Here is a 16,558-nt window from a genome sequence, read left to right as displayed (position 1 = left end):
GGTCGGTCCATAGCCTGGACGCGATGACCGTTCACGACCGAGGAGCATCCAGTACGTCTGCCCCGTACGAGTCGCAAGCGTCGTCCGCGTCGCCGCTGCCGGACATTCTCTCGCCCGCCTTCGCCACCGACCCCGACGGGGTTCACCGGATGACGCGGGACCATGCCCCGCTGATCCGGCACGAGGCGACGAACAGCCACCTCGTCCCCGGTACGAGGACGTCGCACTGATTTTCCGGGACGGGGCGCGAGGGTTCACATGCGACGACGCGCCCGACCACACGCCCCGGTGTCCGACGGCCTCGCGGGACGGCGGTCGCGGTCAGCGGTCACCCGGTACTCCCGGTCCGGTCGGAGTCGTGCGGGTAATCGGAGTGCTCCATGTACGGGACGGCGAGCAGCCGGAGTTGGTACTCGGCGTTCCGGCCGCCCGGCCCGGCGGTCCCCAGGTACGGAACGACGGTGTCGTCGAGCAGCGCGAGGCGGACCTCGGCCGTGGCGACGGAGAACCGGGCGTGCGCGGCGGCGTCCTCGGCCTTGACGCCGAAGCGCGCGGGATCCCTGACCACCACGTTGCTCGCGTAGCGCGCCTTCTCCAGCTCGTCGGTCAGCCGGGCTCGCAGGAAGGCGACGAGGGCGTCGGTCACGCGATGCTCCCCTCGGCCGCCTTCTTCCCGGTGACGGCGACGTGCGCGGCTTCCCGCTCACCTTCGGCCGTCACGTGGGAGGCGCCCGTTTCAGCAGGCCTTTCCCGTGCTGCCTGCTGCTTCTTCTCGGGCGCGTTCATAGACCTGATGGTGCCATGTGCGGTCGCCACCCTCGGCGGGGGCTCGACGACGACGTCGCCTCCGCCGGTTGTCATACCCGCCTCGTAGGCTGGTCGCACCAACCCCCAGGGCCAACGGGGCCCGCGAACAAGGGGATTGCGACCGCCCCGCCGGAACAGCGCCCGGTGGGGCGGTGCTGCGCGTGAGCCAGGGTGAGACACCGCGCTTCCGGGGCCGCGCGGCCGTCCAGCCCGTACGGTCACCGGAACCGCGTGCGGAAACGATCACGCCGCCTCGGCGCCGTCCCCCCGCACCGCGGCCGCCCACTCGGCGAGCAGCCGCTCGTACTCCCGGCGCCCCTCCACCGACAACCGGCCCCTGTGCGCCCGCATCAGCGCGCGAATGTCCGCGTTCACCACGGGCAACGGGCGCGCGGCGGCAGCATCGGGCGGTTTCGGGGGCATGCCCCCAGAGTACGGGCCACCACCGGCGGGCTCCCAGAGGGTCGGCGCAGGGTTTCGAGCAGGCGTACGCGACCTCGGCGACCGTGGGGGAGAGGGAGCCCGTGCGTGCGGAGCCCGGGCCGGCCCGCCCGGGCGGGGACGAGGCCCGCGGTCGTCCCGGTCAGCGGATGTGCAGCCCCGTGATCGCGCGGGCGATGACCAGCCGCTGGATCTCGCTGGTGCCCTCGAAGATGGTGTAGATCTTGGCGTCGCGGTACATCCGCTCCACCGGGTGCTCCCGGCTGTACCCCGCCCCGCCCAGGATCTGTACGGCCTTCTCCGTCGCGGCGACCGCGAGTTCGCCCGCGCGCAGCTTCGACATGGAGCCCTGTCCGGCGTCGAAGGTGCGGTCGTTGCGGGCCATCCACGCGGCCTGCCAGATCAGCAGCCGTACCGCCTCGATCTCGGTACGGATGTCGGCGAGGGCGAACGCGATCGACTGGTTCTCCACGATTCTGCGGCCGAACGCCTCCCGCTGCCCCGCGTACTCCAGGGCGTACTCGTACGCGGCGCGCGCGATGCCGAGCGCCTGTGCGCCGACGGTCGGGCGGCTGACCTCGAAGGTCGCCATCGCCGCCTGGCCCTTCGCCTGCCCCTTCGCCGTACGGCCCTCGCGGGCACGGGCGAGGCGGGCGTCCAGCTTCTCCTTTCCGCCGAGCAGGCAGTGGCCGGGCACGCGCACGTCGTCCAGGAAGAGGTCGGCGGTGTGCGAGGCGCGCAGGCCGAGCTTCTTGACCGTGCGGCCCGCCTCCAGGCCCGGGGTGCCCGGCGGCACGATGAAGGCGGCCTGGCCCCGGGCACCGAGCTCCGGTTCGACCGAGGCGACGACGACGTGGATCTCCGCGATGCCGCCGTTGGTGATCCAGGCCTTCTGGCCGGAGAGCACCCACTCGTCCTTGGCCCCGTCGTACCGCGCCCGGGTCCGCATCGCCGAGACGTCGGAGCCGGCCTGGGGTTCGGAGACGCAGAACGCGGCCACCTTGGGGTCGTCCTCGTCGCCGTAGCACTGCGGGACCCACTCGGCGAGCTGGTCGGGGGTGCCGGAGGCGAAGATCCCGGCGACCGCGAGCGAGGTGCCGAAGAGCGCCATGCCTATGCCCGCGTCGCCCCAGAACAGCTCCTCGTTGGCGATCTGGAGGGAGAGGCCGGTCGGGTCGCCGTACATGTCGGCCAGTGACTCGAATCCGTACAGCCCGATCCGGGCCGCCTCCCGGATGACGGGCCAGGGCGTTTCCTCCCGGGCGTCCCACTCGGCCGCCGCCGGGCGCACCACGTCGGCGGCGAAGCCGTGCACCCAGTCGCGCAGGTCGCGCTGGTCCTCGGTCAGGGCGAGGGAGAAGAAGCTCACCGGATCACGCCTTCGGGATGTCGAAGTAACGGGTGAGGCCCGCCGCCAGACCGACGTCACCGGCGATCTTGAGCTTGCGCATCATGAACATGGTGATGGGATTGCCGTTGCCGGAGACCAGTTTGAGGAAGTCGGCGTCGGCCATCACCAGGGTGGTGCGGGGTTCGGCCGCCGAACGTCCGTGCCGCACCGTGCAGGTGCCGTCGGCGAGGGAGGTCTCGTAGACCTCCTCGGGTTCGCCGGTGATCTTCCAGCGGATCAGGGCCGTGACCCCGCCCGCCGCGTCCGGCCGGAACTGCTGTCGCATCCGGTCGAAGACCGCACCCAGGATCCGGGCGCGGAGTTCGCCGTGCATCACCTCGTCGAGCTGCTTGACGGAGAGGCCCTTGACGATCCGGGCGAACTCCTCGGGAGAGACGGCCGAGAAGTCGAGTCGTGCCAGCTCCTCGGTGAGGTCGCCGCTGAAGTGGTCGGCCACGCCAGTTCCTTACTCCGAAGTCAACTTACTTTTGAGTAAGGTAAGGCCGTCGTCGGCGGCTGCGCAAGCGGCCGGAGCGTGAGGGAGTGGACCGGGGGGGCGGGAGCCGACGGAGCGGAGAACCGACGGATCGGGAAGCCGGGGGACCGGCGGATCAGGAGATCCGGGGGCCGACCGCCGGATGGACCGTCAGTCCCGGATGGTGGGCGGCGAGCACCTTGTTGGCGCGCGCGAGATCGGAGAGCGCCTGTTCCCGGTCGGCCTGGTCCTCGACACCCAGGGAGGGCCCGTGGAACCTGCGGACCTCGCGTGCGGCACAGTCGGCGTCGAACTCGGCCTGCAGCACGTGCGCCGGGAGACAGGCGCCGATCAGCGCCGCGACCCGGTCGGGGATCGGCACGGGCACGAGGAGATGTGAGGCGGGCATGGGGGTTCCCTCTCGGTTGGTCGGCCAGGAGGCGCTACGGTCGTGGTCGCCCCGAAGGGCTTCCCGCGTCTCCTTGTGTACGGCACACGGGTCCGGGTTTCTCATCGGATACGTCTTGTTGCCGCAACCGTTTGGGACTGACCGGGTATTTCCCCTTACTCGGGGGTAAGTTGACTGGTCGCGCGCTGTGTGGTTGTCATCTTCGGGTGGTGCCGTCCCCGCCCCGGGAGCGCAGGCGCATCGCGCGGAGCACTGCCTCGGTGGAGAACCGGCTCTCCGGGTCCACCAGTTGCTCGCCGAACAAGGACTCCAGGCTGCGCATGCGGTAGCGGACCGTCTGCGGGTGGACGTCGAGCAGTTCGCCCATGTGGGCCGCGGTGCCGCGGGTGTCCAGCCAGATCCGCAGGGTCTCGATCAGCCGCTCCCTGCGGGTGGGACTGAGGGCGGCGACCGGGGCCAGCTCACGCTCGGAGAGCTGGTCCAGCAGAGCCGTGTCGGAGAGCAGCCACAACGTGATGAGGTGGTCCTCGGCCAGGACGAGCGGGGCGTCGTCGATCACGCCGGTGTCCACCAGTTCGAGGAGCCTGCGGGCCCAGCGGATCGAGTCCGGGGCGTGGGACGGCGGGACGGTGAGACCGACCGCCGCGTGTGCGCCCAGGAGCGCGTGGTCGAGCATGCGTCTTCGCGCGTCGTCGATGGGACCCGGGATGAGCATGTGGGGCTGGGAGTCCGTCAGGTCCGCCAGCACGTCACGGTCGAGCGCGAGCCGCCCCAGGTCGGGTGAGGGGCGCAACGCGACCAGCGTCACCTGCTCCGGCAGGATCCAGCCGGTCTGCTCGCAGAGTTCGGCGATCGCGCTGCGCGGTGCCGGCCGGCCCGTGAGGATCAGGTGCAGCAACCGGCGGCGCAGCGTCTCGGCGTGGTCGTCGGTGGCGGCCCGTACCTCCAGGTACCCCTCGCGGGAGAGGGACTCGAGCTCGTCGACATAGGTGAAGAGTGCGTCGGCGAAGGTCAGCATCATGGTGGGGGAGAGGTTGTAGCGCCGCCCCACCTTCTTCGCCCGCCGTAACGCGATCCGGGCGCCGAGCCGGTAGGCCCCCTGGAGCTGGTCGAGGCCCCGGCCCTCGTACGCCTCGAACCGGCCGAACCGCCGGCACATCTCGTCCCTCAGCGGGGTGGGCACGGAGGGCCGAGCGACCTGTTCGACGAAGACGGAGATGCTCTGTTCCATGCCTACCCGGATGCCTTCACCGTGCGGGCTGTCGAAGAGCCGGGCGTACTCCGGATAGGCGCGGGTGACCTCCAGGCCTATCTCCTTGATGAGGCTGGGGAGTTCAGGACGGACGATCGCGGCGAACTCCTGGGGCAGTGGTCCCAGAGGTTCCCCGAGGTCCGAGGGCTGCGAGACTGCCGGCATGTTCCCTTTCCCCTTGCTCTCCCGTGCCCCGACGGCGGCGAGCAGGGGGAGAGCGCTCCCACATGCCGCCAGGTGCGTACCCATTGGAATCTTGAACATAGAGCACGTCCGAGCGCGTGGACACCGGTGCGACGGCAGGAAGTGCGCGGGGTGACTATGCCGGTGGCGATTTTGAGCCACTGGCGTCCCGGAATCGGCCGGTCCTCTTCCCGGACGGGTGGGGAGTCGAAGTCGGCTGGGAATCGACGTCACGCGCGCGTGAAATAACCCCGGCTCGTCATTTCTCGCGACGTTCCCGCAATGGCAGCGGTCCGGGACCAATCAACAGCATTAACCGAGTCGCGTGGAATTCGGGCCGCTGTACGCTCCCGTACGATCAATCATCGTTCATCGATCGTCGGCCGGGCGCCGCGACGTCATCGGGCCGGACTCGCGCTCTTCCGCGCATCGCAGTGCTGACATGCGATGTTGTGAGCAATGAGGGTGCGAGGGGAGCGGTCGGAGGCTGGTGACACGATCCTGCGGGACGCACGTTTGCTCACTTCTCGACAAGAACGGGGTGGCGTCCCGCGTCCGCTTGCTCACCCGTCAAATAAAAGACCGGCCGAAAAACACTCTTCCGGAATTTCTTCAGCAGGGCTGTTGCGGAGGAACGTTACCCGCCCGTAGCGTCATCGTCGAACGCAAGCGGTCGAGCGGTCCGTCAGGGCGGGCCGCCACTTCACACCCACCCTTGTCCCCCCGGATTACCGCCTCTTTCCTGAGACGAGTATGTCCGGATCGGGATACTCTCCCCCGAAGGGAAACCATCGTGAACACCCTTGCACGTAGAGCCGCCGTCGTCCTCGCCGCCGGCGGCGCCGCCCTCGGCATGACCGTCTCCTCCGCTTCGGCCGGTGTCCAGGCACCGTGGACGGTCACCCCGTCCGGCGCCTACACCGCGACGGCTTCCGGCCCGACGCTGAGCGTCCCGCTCGCCGCGCTCTACTGCACGTCCAGCACCGCGAAGGGCAACCTCGCGTCGAGCGCCACCAACACGGTCGGCACCATCACCACGATCACCTTCACCGGCTGCAACCTGGCTGGGCTGCCCTTCACCGTGACGATGAACGTCTCGCCGTGGAACATCAACGCCCTGTCCAAGAGCGGCAACATCGTGACGGGCAACGTCAGCAACGTCTCGGCGAAGATCACGGGCACCGGCTGCACCGCGACCTTCGCGGGCACCGTCAACGGCACCTACAACAACACCACGTGGGTGCTCGGCCTGAACGGCACCGGCACGCTCAAGGCCACGGCCGCGAACTGCCTCGGCCTCATCAACGTCAACGACGCGGCCGCCTTCACCGGCAACTACCTGGTGAACACCCACCCCGTGATCTCCTAGTACCTCCCCGGCACATGAGCCTCCGGGCCGACGGTGAGCAGCGACCCTGCCACCGTCGGCCCGGATCGTGCGTTCTGCGGTCGCCGGGCGGTGTCCGACGGGCGCGGGGCGGGCTGCACTTCACCAACCCAGCAAAAGACAGGACCAGGATGAGCGAGAAGACATCGGCGAGCGCCTCGCGGCGATCCGTACGTCTGGCATCCGTCGCGGCCGTCGCCACCATCGCCGGACTGCTGAGCGGTCCGGGGTCGGCGGCCGACGACGTGGACGCCAGTGTCGTGGTGACGTACGACTGCGATCTGCCTTCCGGCCGGGTGCAGGTGCCGTTGGAGGTACGGGGGACGTTTCCGGCCACCGGTGAGGTGGACGTGCCGATGTCACCCCTGGACGTGCGCATGGCAGCAGACTTCCAGGCCACCGATCTCGCTCCGCTGCTGCCGGAAGGAGCCACCGAGGTCGTCAGCACCGCGGCGCTCGACGTGGACGTGACGCAGAACGGCGAGTCGGCTCAGGCGCAGTGGGCGCAGTTCGTCGCCCCCGCCACGAACCTCGCCGGTGACGAGAGCGGAAAGGTACGGCTCGCGCACACCGGCGAGGTTCCCTCGGTCACTGTCGGCGCGGGCGGGGACGTCACCCTGATCGCGGGCGGCCTGACCCTGGAACTGAGCACCCCGGCTGTCGGGGGCGAGGAGACGCCCGCCGATCCGGTGACCCTGAACTGCGGCCGTTCCGAGGGGGATGCGGGAGTTCTCGCGACGGTCCCGGTGCAGGACACCGGCACGGAGACACCGGACCCGGGAGGGGAGACCGACCCCGGGGAGGGCGGCGGGGAGGACCCGGGTGACCCCGGGGAGGAGCCGCCGGCGCAGCCGCCGGCCGACACGTCCTGCACCGAGGACGTGCCCGTGGGGGAGATGGACTCCAGCGAGGCCGTGCCTCCTCCTCCGGGTGCGCCCCCGCTGGTACTCGCTGCGGCCGGCCAGAAGGTCTGCGGATACGCGGTGGGGCTCGCCAGTATCAAGAAGCTCAACGGCTCCGTGATCATCAACGACCCGGCGAAGAAGCCCGCCATGATCACCGCCAACGCCAACAAGCGCGTACTCCTGCGTCTTCCGACGATGGAAGGAGGCCTGTACGTGCAATACGGCTCGATCGCCCGTCTCGAGCTGCCCGACGCCGAATCGACGTTCCTGGCGTTCGGGTTCCAGCCCGTCTCCGCCAAGGTGGCGTTCGAAAGCGGGCTCCTCACCGTCTCGACCGGCCAGGTGGCCCCGGACTTCCTGCATGTCGCCCCGTTCGCGGTGGCCAGTTTCCAGCAGTCCATGCGGCTGTACGACGTGAAGGTGAACGGCGTGCCGCTCGACGTGGGTCCCGACTGCCGCACCGCGCACCCCTACAAGGTGGTGCTCCGCGGTGACTTCGAGAACGGGAACCCCTACCTGAACGTCTTGGACGGCGGACCGCTCAACGGCACGCTGGACATCCCCGCTTTCTCCGGGTGCGGAACCGGCGGTGAGGACCTGGACGCGTTGTTCACCGCGTCGATATCCGGGCCGGGAAACACCATCGCGATGAACCAGGCCAACATGTGCGTCCCGGACGCGGACTTGGAGGTCAGGAACTGCCCTCCGAGGATCCCCGCCCTGCCGGGCAGCCCCGCTCCCGCGGTCGACTGACCAGGACGGACCTGGGGAGATCCCCACCGGCATGCTCGTGGCCGCGCTGTCCGCGGCGGGTCACGCTGACGGCGCCATCGCCATCGCCATCGCCATCGCCATCGCCATCGGCATCGGCATCGGCATCGGCATCGGCGTCGGCGTCGGCGACGAGCCGGTCCGCCTACGTGATGACCGGCGGGTGGCGCCTTCGCGGGCCACTCCGGCCGGATCCTGAGCCGGCCCCGGAGGGCGCTGTACTGCTCCACGACCGACGTGGCCGGTTCCCTCGTCCCGATTGCCTCGGGGAGCGTGATCGCCACGGTGAACACCGTGGCGATCGGTGGCTGTGATCCCGCCGCCCCACCTTCACCTTCACCCTCACGTCGGGTGCCCGGCCGGGCCGGTCACTGCGACCGGGGCGGTGGCCGGCCGGCCCCACGGAGGCGGCGTCTCCGTGAGGTGGCCGGCCCTCCGCATGACGGGAATCGGCTGCACGGAGGACACGTACGACAGTGGGGCCACCCTCGGTGCGAGGGTGGCCCCACTGTCGTGCGCAGCCGTGCGGGGAGGGTCGGGGCTGCCCGGACCGGATCGGACCGGGCCCGGCCCGATCCGGGCGAAGGACCCGGGGACCTTCCATCCGGTCGGGCCGGGCTCGCGTGACCCGGTGCCCCGAACCGGACGAACGCCCCTACTTCACGGCGGAGTGCCAGTACCGGGAGAGCTCCTTGCCGGCGTTCGGGGCGGCGGCGCCCGGGTCGTTGATGGTGACGACGTTCGTCTGGGCGTTGTTCAGCGTCAGGCTGTTGGTGCCGGAGGCGGCGGGCAGGCCCGTCTTGAGGTTGACGGCCCAGTTGAGCAGCCCGAGACCGCAGCCGTTGGCGCCGGGGGCGGCGAAGGTGGTGTCCGACTGCGTGGCGCCCGCGAGCTGGATGCGGCCCAGCACGCCCTCGGGGTTGTCGGAGCCGTCCCCGTTGAACTGGTAGGAGCCGATCGTGGGCAGGGTCGCGTTCTTCGGACGCAGCAGGATCGGGGCGGACGAGCTGCCGATGTAGCAGTTGTCGCCGAGCAGCGGGTTGGTCAGGTGGATGCGGACCGGCAGGGTGATGATCGGCGTGGTGGTGCCGAGGCCGGCCAGGAGCTGGAAGTTCGAGGGGTTGTTGACGGACTCGATGGTGGCGGTCACCCGGTTGAGGTTGACGTCGGCGAGGCTGTTGCAGATGCCGGTGATCACGAAGATGTCGCTGGGGCACATCAGCCCGAGGAGACCTCCGGGGATGTCGGCGGGGGCGGCGACCAGCGCGCCGCCGGCCGGGGAGACCGCCGTGGAGGTGTTGTTGGGGTGGGTCACCACGCCGAGCTGGAGATCGCTCGCGCCGAACGGCACCACGGTGTTGCCGAGCTTGATGGTGCCGCTCGCGGAGTGCGAGGAGACACAGATGGCGGTGTCCGTGGCGCCGTCGGCGGCCAGCATGGCGGGCGCGTCGACCGGGCAGCGGGTGAAGGACGCCCAGTTGCCGTTGAGGCTCGTGGCGGCCGTGGCGGACCCCATGGACGCGACGGCGCCCAGGGCGGTGAGTCCGGCCAGCAGTCCCATGCGCGTCCGGTTCGAAGTGGCTCTCATGTCATCCCCTTTGACGGCAGCCGCCGTACGGGCGGCGGCATGCGCGGACTTGCTCGGAAAGCGCCCCGGAACGGGCGCCGAGAACGGGCGTTGCGTCCGCCGAGGGAAGCGGCTCCGGCGGCGACGAGAATGGCGACGGTGAAATGAGCGCTGAATCGGTTGGTTCTGCTCCCGAGTGGCTCCGCTCTTATCACCGAGCCGTGACGTTACTGGCGGGTCACACCGGTGCACAATGGCGGCGTTTGACAATCCTCGAAGGCGGCCCGGTTCTCGTTCCCAGGTGAGTGCTTATTCGGCCATTCTTGTCAGATGGTGAGTGGAGGGCTTCTCCGGGGAAATGCGGAGTCGGGGTCTCCGTTTGTGTGTGCCGGTCGGCCGGCATGAACCGCGCGGTCCGGGTGTGACGTGCGCGGATGCCGTCGGGCACGGCTCGGCGAGCGGGAGAAATTGTCACCGGTGAACAATCCCGAGGGCAGTTCTGCTCAGTTTCTGCGCAGAAATCAAGGGCCTCAGGTTTGGCCGGGAAAACTTGGACAGCGTGTATTGCCTGCCAGGTTACTCGCCCGTAGCCTCGCCCCGTGAGCACCCGGCGGGTAGCCCGGGTCTCCGCCTTCACGTGCGGGATCGGAAAACCGGGGCGGTTCGTCGCACCGGACTTCCGTCCCGAGAGCCCGCCGTCCCGCCACCCCCTGCGGCCCGGACTCCGCCCCCGGGAGCATCCACGGCTCCGGCCCCACCCGGGTCAGAGCCTCCCGCCTGCACCGACCGTGGTGAGTACGCAACAAGGAACAAGTCAGTCGCCGGAAGTTGTCACTCGATGACAAGTGTGCCGATCTTTGGCCCCTTGGCCGTTCGAGGGCTTGTCCTGGCGGTGCTGGTGAACTTAACGTGCGCCCCGCGGCGCATTTCTGTCACTTCGTGAGTGCATGCAGGAGGTGGGATGGGAATCGAAGTCGTTGTCGAAGGCCTTACCAAGTCTTTCGGCAAACAGAACATCTGGCAGGACGTGTCACTCACGCTTCCCGCCGGTGAGGTCAGCGTCATGCTCGGGCCGTCCGGCACCGGGAAGACCGTGTTCCTGAAATCCATCATCGGGCTTCTCAAGCCCGAGCGGGGACGCGTCCTCATCAACGGTGTCGACATGGTGAACAGCCCCGAGCGGGACATCTACGAGACCCGCAAACTCTTCGGGCTCATGTTCCAGGACGGCGCCCTCTTCGGCTCGATGTCCCTCTTCGACAACATCGCGTTCCCCCTGCGCGAGCACACGCGCAAGTCGGAGTCCGAGATCCGTCGCATCGTCATGGAGCGCATCGATGTCGTCGGGCTCCTCGGCGCCGAGGGCAAGCTGCCCGGGGAGATCTCGGGCGGCATGCGCAAGCGGGCCGGCCTCGCGCGCGCCCTGGTCCTCGACCCGCAGATCATCCTCTGCGACGAGCCGGACTCCGGCCTCGACCCGGTGCGCACCGCCTACCTGTCGCAGCTGCTGATCGACCTCAACGCGCAGATCGACGCGACGATGCTGATCGTGACGCACAACCTCGACATCGCGGCCACCGTCCCGGACAACATGGGAATGCTCTTCTCCCGCAACCTCGTCACTTTCGGCCCGCGCGAGGTCCTGCTCACCAGCGAGCTGCCGGTGGTCTCCCAGTTCCTCGCCGGACGCCGGCACGGACCCATCGGCATGTCCGAGGAGAAGGACGCGGCCCTGCTCGCCGCCGAAGCGTCCGACGGCTACGGCGATCACGCCGACCAAGGGCCCCGCGGTGTGGTCCCGCAGCTCGAACCCTCGCCCGGGATGCCCGTACGTCAGGGCGCGCTGCGCCGCCGCGAGCGGGTCGCCGCGATGATGCACCAGTTGCCGGTCGCCGCCCAGCACGCCATCCTGCGCAGTCACACCGCGACCACCGGCGGTGCGCGCCCGTGACCGCCGAGATACCGGTGCGGCCGGCCGAGCCGCCCCAGAAATCGCCGCCGCCCGCGCCCGCGGGTTCCGCACCCGTGCCGAGGCAGCCCTCGCGGCTGCTCGCCCCGCTGCGGGAGACCGGGAAGCTCTTCGCCCTCGGCCTGGCGGTGACCCGGGCGACCTTCCGGCGCCCCTTCCAGGCCCGGGAGTTCATCGAGCAGTTCTGGTTCATCGCGAGCGTCACCATCCTGCCCGCCGCCCTCGTCTCCATCCCGTTCGGCGCGGTCATCGCCCTCCAGGTCGGCTCGCTCACCCAGCAGCTGGGCGCCCAGTCCTTCACCGGCGGCGCCAGCGTCCTCGCCGTCATCCAGCAGGCCAGCCCGCTCATCGTCGCGCTGCTCATCGCGGGCGCCGGCGGGTCCGCGATCTGCGCCGATCTCGGCTCCCGCAAGATCCGCGAGGAGCTCGACGCGATGGAGGTCATGGGCGTCTCGCCCGTCCAGCGCCTCGTCGTCCCGCGCGTGCTCGCGACCATGTTCGTCGCCCTGCTGCTCAACGGCCTGGTCTCGGTCGTCGGCACCCTCGGCGGCTACTTCTTCAACGTGATCATGCAGGACGGCACCCCCGGCGCCTACCTCGCCAGTTTCTCCGCGCTCGCCCAGCTCCCCGACCTCTGGATCAGCGAGTTCAAGGCCCTCATCTTCGGCTTCCTCGCCGGTGTCGTCGCCGCCTACCGGGGCCTCAACCCGCGCGGCGGACCGAAGGGCGTCGGCGACGCGGTCAACCAGTCCGTCGTCATCACCTTCATGCTGCTGTTCTTCGTGAACATGGTCCTCACGGCGGTCTACCTCCAGATCGTCCCCGCGAAGGGGGGCTGACCGATGTCCATGCTCAGCTGGCTCGACCGCTCCGGCGATCAACTCACCTTCTACGTACGTGCGCTGATCTGGATCCCGCGCACGCTGCGCCGCTACACCAAGGAGGTCCAGCGCCTCCTGGCGGAAGTGGCCTTCGGCAGCGGCGGCCTCGGCGTCATCGGCGGCACCATCGGCGTGATGATCGCCATGACGCTCTTCACCGGGACCGTCGTCGGCCTCCAGGGGTACGCCGCTCTCAACCAGATCGGCACCTCCGCCTTCACCGGCTTCATCTCCGCCTACTTCAACACCCGCGAGATCGCGCCCCTGGTGGCCGGACTCGCGCTCTCCGCGACCGTCGGCGCCGGTTTCACCGCGCAGCTCGGCGCCATGCGGATCAACGAGGAGGTCGACGCCCTGGAGGCGATGGGGGTGCGCTCGATGCCCTACCTCGTCACCACCCGGATCATCGCGGGCGTCGTCGCCATCATCCCGCTCTACGCGATCGGTCTGCTCTCCTCGTACGTGGCCTCCCGGTACATCACCGTCCTCTTCAACGGCCAGTCCGAGGGCACCTACGACCACTACTTCAACCTCTTCCTCTCCCCGGACGACGTGCTGCTCTCCGTCCTCAAGGTGCTGATCTTCAGCGTGCTGGTGATCCTCGCGCACTGCTACTACGGCTTCCGCGCCGAAGGCGGACCCGCCGGGGTCGGCATCGCGGTGGGCCGCTCGGTGCGCAACGCGATCGTGCTGATCAGCGTCACCGACTTCTTCCTCTCGCTCGCCATCTGGGGCGCCACGACGACCGTGAAGGTGGCCGGCTGATGAACGCGCAGACGGTACGCCGCAGAGCCGCCGGGGTGACCTTCCTGCTGGTTCCCGCCGTCCTGGTGTGGGTCTCGGTCTCGGTGTACGAGAAGGACTTCCAGGACGACGCCACCGTGACCGTACGCACCGGTTCGGTCGGCAACGAGATGCACGACAACGCCGACGTGAAGCTGCGCGGCGTCGTCGTCGGCCAGGTCCGCTCCATCACGGCGGACGGCGAGGGAGCGCGGCTCACCCTCGCCATCGACCGGGACAAGCTCCACCAGGTCCCCGCCGACGTCACCGCCCAGATGCTCCCCACCACGCTCTTCGGTGAGCGGTTCGTCGCCCTCGTACCGTCGCGGGCGCCCTCCGGCGACGCGCTGCGGGCCGGGGCGGTCATCCCGCAGGACCGCTCCAGCAACGCCATCGAGCTGGAGCAGGTACTCGACAACGTCCTGCCGCTGCTGACCGCGGTGAAGCCCGAGAAGCTCTCCGCCACCCTCTCGGCCGTCTCCCAGGCCCTTGAAGGACGCGGCGAGAAGCTCGGCGACACCCTCGTCACCCTCGACGCCCACCTGAAGAAGCTCAACCCCCAGCTCCCGACGCTCAACCGGGACATCCAGCAGCTGGTGAAGGTCAGCTCGCTCTACGCGGACGCGTCGCCGGACATCGTCGACGCGCTCACCGACTTCACCACCACCAGCTCCACCCTCGCCGACCAGGAGGCCGAGCTCGCCGACGTGTACGGGACGGCGACCGCGACCGGCCAGGACGTCACCGCGTTCCTGCGGAAGAACAAGGACAACCTCATCAGGCTCTCCGCGTCCGGCCGCCCCACCCTCGAACTCCTCGCCCGGTACGCGGACGAGTACCCCTGCACCCTGCGCACCATGGCCGGCATGGTGCCCGCCATGGACAAGGCGCTCGGCAAGGGCACCGACCAGCCCGGCCTGCACGTCACCCTCAAGACCGTCCCGTCGAAGGGCAAGTACGTCGCGGGCCGCGACACCCCGCGCTACACCGCCACCGGTGGCCCGCACTGCTACTCGGTGCCGTACCTCGGAGCCACCGCGCCCACCGCCGCGGACCGGGCGGCGTCCGGCAGTGGCCCGGCCGCGGCCGCGGACAGTACGGCGGGCACCGGTTCCCCGGACACCACCACCGCGGGCGAACGCTCCCTCGGCGTCGCGAACTCCCCCGAGGAGAGCGCGCTCGTCAACGAACTCGTCGCTCCCACACTGAAAGTCCAGCCGCAGGACCTGCCCGACTGGAGCAGCGTGCTCATCGGTCCGGCCTTCCGCGGTGCGGAGGTGAAGCTCAAGTGAAGCGCCGCTCCCTCACGGGACCCCTCACGAAATCGATCGTCTTCGTCCTGGTGACGACCCTGGCGACCACCGTGCTCGCCCTCTCCATCGCCAACACCGGGGTGGGCGACACCACGTCGTACAAGGCACGGTTCACCGACGCCACCGGCCTCGTCGTCGGCGACAGCGTCCGCATCGCCGGGGTCAAGGTCGGCCAGGTCGAGTCCATCGGCCTCGCCGACCGCCGGGTCGCCGAAGTCCGCTTCGCCGTCCGCAGGGGGCGCACGCTCCCCGCCTCGGTCACCGCGTCCATCAAGTACCTCAACATGGTCGGCCAGCGCTACATCGATCTCGACCAGGGCGCCGGGCCCGTAGGCCGGAGCTTCACGGCCGGCGAGACCATCCCGCTCGCCCGCACCACCCCCGCGCTCGACCTGACCCAGCTCTTCAACGGCTTCCAGCCGCTCTTCGAAGGGCTCTCGCCGCCCGACGTGAACGAACTGGCCGGCTCCATCGTCCAGGTGCTCCAGGGCGAGGGCGGCACGGTCGACAGCATCCTCAGCCACGTCGGCTCGCTCACCACCACGGTCGCCGCCAAGGACAAGGTCATCGGCGAGGTGATCAAGAACCTCAACGAGGTGCTGAAGACGGTCAACGACCGCGAGGCCGGGTTCACCGAACTGGTCGACACGCTGCAGCAGTTGGTCACCGGATTCGCCGGAGACCGCGAACCGCTCGGCGAGGCCGTCACCGCGATGGGTGCGCTCACCACGGTCACCGCCGACCTCTTCGACGACGGCCGCGAGCCCCTCAAGGACAGCATCGAGCAGGTCGGCCGGCTCTCCGGCCAACTGGCGGACGCCACACCGGAGATCGAGAACTTCCTCGCGAAGACCCCGGCCAAGATGGAGGCGATCTCCCGCCTCACCTCGTACGGATCGTGGATGAACCTCTACCTCTGCGAGGCCAGGGTCTCCGGCGTCACCACCAGCGACGGCAGCACCCCGCCCACCGGCATCGCGATCACCGAACCGAGGTGCCAGGCGTGAACATCACCCCCATCAGGGAACGCAACCCCGTCGCCGTCTCGGTCGCCGGACTGGCCGTCCTCGGTCTCGTCGGGTTCGCCGCGTTCCACGCCGACGCACTGCCCCTCGTCGGCGGCGGTACGACCTACACCGCCGACTTCTCCGAGTCCGCCGGGCTCTCCGACGGCGACGAGGTCCGCATCGCCGGCGTCAAGGTCGGCGAGGTCACCGGCGTGGCGCTCGACGGCGCCAAGGTCAAGGTCTCCTTCCGGGTCAAGGACGCCTGGATCGGTGACTCCAGCACCGTCGGCATCGCCGTCAAGACCCTGCTCGGGGACAAGTACCTCGCCGTCGACCCGCTGGGCAACGCGTCACAGGACCCGTCCCGCCGCATCGGGGCGGACCGCACCACCTCCCCGTACGACGTCACCCAGGCGTTCAACGGGCTCGGCGAGACGATCGACGAGATCGACACCGACCAGCTCGCCGCGAGCTTCGACGCCATCTCCGACACCTTCAAGGACTCCCCGGCGCACGTCCGCAGCGCGGCCGACGGGCTCTCCGCCCTCTCCCGCACGGTCTCCGCGCGCGACGCGGAACTCGCCACCCTGCTGGGGGCGAGCAAGCAGCTCACCCGGACGCTCTCCACCAAGGAGAGCTCCTTCGAGACGCTGCTGAAGGACGGCAACCTCCTGCTGGGCGAGATCCAGTCCCGCCGGGACTCCATCCACCTGCTGCTCACCGGCACCAAGGACCTCGGCATCCAGCTCACCGGCGTCGTCCAGGACAACGAGAAGCAACTGAAACCCACCCTGGACGCGCTCGGCCGGGTCACCGCCGTCCTGGTGAAGAACGAGGACAGCCTCGACAAGGTGCTCTCCATGGCCGGCGACTACAACCGGCTCGTCGGCAACACCCTCGGCAACGGCCGCTGGTTCGACAACTACGTCTGCGGCGTCGTGCCCAAGAATTACCTGCCGGCCGGCGCCGCTCCGACGACCGGATGCATGCCGCCCAAACAGGAAGGGGGCAGCTGAAG

At 69.6% G+C, this 16,558-nt stretch carries 18 protein-coding genes; 10 read left to right on the top strand and 8 right to left on the bottom strand.

Features of this window, described 5'->3' with window-relative positions:
• The first annotated feature begins 23 nt into the window (after positions 1 to 23).
• Positions 24 to 230 (top strand): hypothetical protein, encoded by a 207-nt coding sequence (locus tag PZB77_RS03340; RefSeq protein ID WP_275491008.1) that lies wholly within the window; start codon positions 24 to 26, stop codon positions 228 to 230.
• A gap of 98 nt (positions 231 to 328) precedes the next feature.
• Here the strand turns inward: PZB77_RS03340 and PZB77_RS03335 are convergent, their stop codons facing one another.
• The 7 genes from PZB77_RS03335 to PZB77_RS03305 form a co-directional block, all read right to left on the bottom strand.
• Positions 329 to 646: a DUF6221 family protein gene (locus PZB77_RS03335; protein ID WP_275491007.1), complete on the bottom strand. Its 318-nt coding sequence runs from the start codon at positions 644 to 646 to the stop codon at positions 329 to 331.
• Positions 643 to 861, bottom strand: coding sequence for a hypothetical protein (locus tag PZB77_RS03330; protein ID WP_275491006.1), 219 nt, complete (start codon positions 859 to 861; stop codon positions 643 to 645). Before PZB77_RS03330 ends, PZB77_RS03335 begins: the two co-directional genes overlap by 4 nt.
• Positions 862 to 1,050: 189 nt before the next feature.
• Positions 1,051 to 1,230: a hypothetical protein gene (locus PZB77_RS03325; RefSeq protein ID WP_275496291.1), complete on the bottom strand. Its 180-nt coding sequence runs from the start codon at positions 1,228 to 1,230 to the stop codon at positions 1,051 to 1,053.
• A gap of 160 nt (positions 1,231 to 1,390) precedes the next feature.
• On the bottom strand, positions 1,391 to 2,617 hold the full coding sequence (locus PZB77_RS03320; protein ID WP_275491005.1) for an acyl-CoA dehydrogenase family protein: 1,227 nt from the start codon (positions 2,615 to 2,617) through the stop codon (positions 1,391 to 1,393).
• Between the two features lie 4 nt (positions 2,618 to 2,621).
• The gene (locus PZB77_RS03315; RefSeq protein ID WP_275491004.1) at positions 2,622 to 3,095 is read right to left on the bottom strand and encodes an SCP2 sterol-binding domain-containing protein; all 474 of its coding nucleotides are present in this window, start codon (positions 3,093 to 3,095) and stop codon (positions 2,622 to 2,624) included.
• 154 nt (positions 3,096 to 3,249) lie between these two features.
• Positions 3,250 to 3,522 (bottom strand): hypothetical protein, encoded by a 273-nt coding sequence (locus PZB77_RS03310; RefSeq protein ID WP_275491003.1) that lies wholly within the window; start codon positions 3,520 to 3,522, stop codon positions 3,250 to 3,252.
• Between the two features lie 196 nt (positions 3,523 to 3,718).
• Positions 3,719 to 4,939, bottom strand: coding sequence for a helix-turn-helix domain-containing protein (locus PZB77_RS03305; RefSeq protein WP_275491002.1), 1,221 nt, complete (start codon positions 4,937 to 4,939; stop codon positions 3,719 to 3,721).
• Between the two features lie 811 nt (positions 4,940 to 5,750).
• On the opposite strand from PZB77_RS03305, the gene PZB77_RS03300 reads away from it, so the two are divergent.
• The 3 genes from PZB77_RS03300 (at position 5,751) to PZB77_RS03290 (ending at position 8,219) form a co-directional block, all read left to right on the top strand.
• Complete coding sequence (locus PZB77_RS03300; protein ID WP_275491001.1) at positions 5,751 to 6,326, top strand: hypothetical protein; 576 nt, start codon at positions 5,751 to 5,753, stop codon at positions 6,324 to 6,326.
• 149 nt (positions 6,327 to 6,475) lie between these two features.
• The gene (locus tag PZB77_RS03295; protein ID WP_275491000.1) at positions 6,476 to 8,002 is read left to right on the top strand and encodes a DUF6801 domain-containing protein; all 1,527 of its coding nucleotides are present in this window, start codon (positions 6,476 to 6,478) and stop codon (positions 8,000 to 8,002) included.
• Positions 8,003 to 8,033: 31 nt separating this feature from the next.
• Entirely contained in the window at positions 8,034 to 8,219 is a 186-nt protein-coding gene (locus PZB77_RS03290; RefSeq protein ID WP_275490999.1) for a hypothetical protein, read from the top strand.
• Positions 8,220 to 8,675: 456 nt separating this feature from the next.
• Here the strand turns inward: PZB77_RS03290 and PZB77_RS03285 are convergent, their stop codons facing one another.
• The gene (locus tag PZB77_RS03285; protein ID WP_275490998.1) at positions 8,676 to 9,608 is read right to left on the bottom strand and encodes a hypothetical protein; all 933 of its coding nucleotides are present in this window, start codon (positions 9,606 to 9,608) and stop codon (positions 8,676 to 8,678) included.
• A gap of 940 nt (positions 9,609 to 10,548) precedes the next feature.
• Between PZB77_RS03285 and PZB77_RS03280 the strand changes: the two genes are divergently transcribed.
• Genes PZB77_RS03280 through PZB77_RS03255 form a run of 6 tightly spaced genes read left to right on the top strand, consistent with a single transcriptional unit; the run spans position 10,549 to position 16,556 of the window.
• A complete protein-coding gene (locus tag PZB77_RS03280; RefSeq protein ID WP_275490997.1) occupies positions 10,549 to 11,538 on the top strand; it encodes an ATP-binding cassette domain-containing protein in 990 nt (329 codons plus the stop codon).
• Positions 11,535 to 12,395 (top strand): ABC transporter permease, encoded by an 861-nt coding sequence (locus tag PZB77_RS03275; RefSeq protein ID WP_275490996.1) that lies wholly within the window; start codon positions 11,535 to 11,537, stop codon positions 12,393 to 12,395. Before PZB77_RS03280 ends, PZB77_RS03275 begins: the two co-directional genes overlap by 4 nt.
• Before the next feature lie 3 nt (positions 12,396 to 12,398).
• A complete protein-coding gene (locus PZB77_RS03270; protein WP_275490995.1) occupies positions 12,399 to 13,202 on the top strand; it encodes an ABC transporter permease in 804 nt (267 codons plus the stop codon).
• A complete protein-coding gene (locus PZB77_RS03265) occupies positions 13,202 to 14,512 on the top strand; it encodes an MCE family protein (protein ID WP_275490994.1) in 1,311 nt (436 codons plus the stop codon). The genes PZB77_RS03270 and PZB77_RS03265 overlap by 1 nt, the downstream gene beginning before the upstream one ends.
• Entirely contained in the window at positions 14,509 to 15,540 is a 1,032-nt protein-coding gene (locus tag PZB77_RS03260) for an MCE family protein (RefSeq protein ID WP_275490993.1), read from the top strand. Before PZB77_RS03265 ends, PZB77_RS03260 begins: the two co-directional genes overlap by 4 nt.
• Positions 15,537 to 16,556, top strand: a complete 1,020-nt coding sequence (locus PZB77_RS03255; RefSeq protein ID WP_275490992.1) for an MCE family protein — start codon at positions 15,537 to 15,539, stop codon at positions 16,554 to 16,556. Before PZB77_RS03260 ends, PZB77_RS03255 begins: the two co-directional genes overlap by 4 nt.
• Positions 16,557 to 16,558 lie beyond the last annotated feature (2 nt).

This window comes from Streptomyces sp. AM 2-1-1 (assembly GCF_029167645.1).
GTDB lineage: Bacteria > Actinomycetota > Actinomycetes > Streptomycetales > Streptomycetaceae > Streptomyces.
The sequence above is the reverse complement of the archived record's forward strand: the minus strand, read 5'-3'. Positions and strand labels throughout refer to the sequence as shown.